We start from the raw sequence: 2,509 nt of genomic DNA on the forward strand, positions 1-2,509 counted from the left end.
TGTCAACGGCGGAGCAAAACCGGGCCATTGGGCGGCGCAAAAGTAGGCCACTTGACGCTGCAAGCGGGGAACGTCGGGAGGGCGTAGCCCGACCAGAGTTTCCCGCTTGCAGCGTCGGCGGTTTTTGTGAGGGTTTCAGCCGGCCTTTCGAGCGCGGCTTTGGGCGAGACGGTAGCTTTCGCCGTTCATCTCGAGGATGTTGACGTGGTGGGTGATGCGGTCGAGCAGCGCGCCGGTCAGACGCTCGGACCCCAGTGTTTCTGTCCATTCGTCAAATGGAAGGTTGCTGGTGATCAGCGTGGCTCCGCGTTCGTAGCGTTGCGAGATCAGTTCGAACAGCAGTTCCGCTCCGGTCTTGGAAAGCGGCACGAAGCCCAGCTCGTCGATGATCAGCAATTTGTAGCCGGCCATCTGCTTCTGGAAGCGCAGCAGCCGCCGTTCGTCACGGGCCTCCATCATCTCGCTGACCAGGGCGGCGGCGGTGGTAAAGCCGACCGACAGGCCCTTCTGGCAGGCGGCCAGGCCTAGGCCGAGCGCGACATGGGTCTTACCCGTGCCGCTGGGACCGAGTGCGATGACGTTCTCGCGGCGCTCGATCCATTCGCAGCGCGCCAGTTCCAGCACCTGCATCTTGTTGAGCTTGGGGATAGCGGCGAAGTTGAAGCTGTCGAGGCTTTTGACGACCGGGAACTTTGCCGCCTTGATGCGGCGCTCGACCTTTCGACGATCCCGCTCGATCATCTCCCGCTCGGCAAGCCGGAACAGGTATCCGATATGATCAACGCCTTCGGTGGCACATAGCCGGGCCAGCTTCTGGTGCTCGCGCTGGAAGGTCGGCAGCTTCAGGGTTTTGAGGTAATGGGCGAGCAGGATCTCGGGAGCTTCGGTGCTCATGCCGCTTCTCCCGCATCCGACGATAGAAGCCGCATGTAGGCTTTGGCCGAGGTCTTCTCGACGGTCGCTCTCGGCAGGTAGGGATAGATGGAAAGGTCCAGTCTGGGTGGCCGGCGCTCCACCCGGCACAGGATGAGATGTTTGACCGCGTCGAAGCCGATCGCCCCGATTTGAAGGGCCTGCTTCACCGCCGCATGCAGATCGGCGAGGTCGAAGCTTTCCAGAAGACGCAGAACCTGCACATACTCGCGCCGGCCGTGCTTGTTCATCCGCGCCTCCATCAGGCGACGCAGCGTGGCGAACTCCCCGGGCAGGTCCCAGCCTTGTAATGGTGCGGCCTGATCCAGCGCATTGATCTTCTGCTCGATCAGCGGCAGGTAATGCAGCGGGTCGAAGACGACGTCTTCCCGTTCCCAGCTTCGCGGATGGCGGGCGATGATCTCTCCACGGCAGCCGATCACCACCTCGTCGACATAACCTCTGACCCAGACATCCTGATGGCCATAGGCGACGGGGACGGAATAGTCGTTGGTCTTGTAGCGCACCAGCGACTGAGCGGTCACCTTGGCGCTGACCTGGTCGCAGGCGTTGTATGGCGAAGCCGGTAACGGGCGCATGGCAGCAAGATCGCGCTGCAGCCGTTCTCCGATCGTCTCGTTCTCGCCGCGCAGCCTGTCGCGCTGGCGCTTGCGGCACTGCTCTTCCAGCCAGACGTTGAACGCCTCCCATGTCGCAAACTGCGGAATCGGCACCATGAAGTTGCGACGGGCATAGCCGACCAGGCCTTCGACACTTCCCTTGTCATTGCCCTTGCCCGGACGGCCATAGCGATCCCGGATCAGGTAGTGGGACAGGAAGCCGCTGAACAGCGCCGCGCGCTTGCGTGTGCCATCGGCCAGGATCTTCGACACCAGGCAGCGGTCGTTGTCGTAGACGATCGATTGCGGCACGGCCCCGAAGAAGGCGAACGCATGAATGTGGCCGTCCACCCAGGCTTCGGCCACCGCCGCCGGATAGGCGCGCACATAGCAGCCATCGCTGTGCGGCAGGTCGAGCACGAAGAAGCGCGCCTTGCGTTCCACGCCGCCGATCACCACCATCGCCTCGCCGAAATCGGCCTGCGCATGGCCGGGCGGATGCGACAGCGGCACAAACATCTCCTGGCGGCGCTGCTCACGCTCGCGCATGTAATCCTTGATGATCGTGTAGCCGCCGGTGAACCCGCATTCGTCGCGAAGCCGGTCGAACACCCGCTTTGCCGTATGGCGCTGCTTGCGCGGCACTTGTCTATCCTCATCAAGCCAGTGATCAATCGTCGAAACAAAGGCGTCCAGCTTCGGCCGACGCACCGGAGCCTGCCGGCGGTAGCCCGGGGGCGTCGAATAAGCCAACATCTTGGAAACGCTGTCGCGCGAGATGTTGAAATGCTTTGCAGCCTGACGTCGGCTCATCCCTTCCGAAACCGCCAGTCGCACCTTCAAATAAAGTTCCACGGTGTAGATCCCCTGACCCTCCTGCACATGTTGCAGAAGGGAAATAGGTGGACGACTTTTACGCCGCCCGAAGCGAGACTATCCCGCCGCTACCGTGGTCGAATTTTGCACCGCCGCTTTCA

2 protein-coding genes are annotated in these 2,509 nt (G+C 62.3%); both read right to left on the minus strand.

The features are described 5' to 3' along the window. Nucleotides 1-135 precede the first annotated feature (135 nt). Nucleotides 136-894 (minus strand): IS21-like element helper ATPase IstB, encoded by a 759-nt coding sequence (istB, locus tag ACSSVZ_RS28025; RefSeq protein ID WP_453974153.1) that lies wholly within the window; start codon nucleotides 892-894, stop codon nucleotides 136-138. Then, a complete protein-coding gene (gene istA / locus ACSSVZ_RS28030; RefSeq protein WP_453974154.1) occupies nucleotides 891-2,387 on the minus strand; it encodes an IS21 family transposase in 1,497 nt (498 codons plus the stop codon). Before istA ends, istB begins: the two co-directional genes overlap by 4 nt. Nucleotides 2,388-2,509: the final 122 nt, after the last annotated feature.

This window comes from Amorphus sp. MBR-141 (assembly GCF_053628695.1).

What these genes read in the sequence shown, in the direction of transcription:
- istB (WP_453974153.1), bottom strand. Translation starts at nt 894, where the DNA reads ATGAGCACCGAAGCTCCCGAGATCCTGCTCGCCCATTACCTCAAAACC.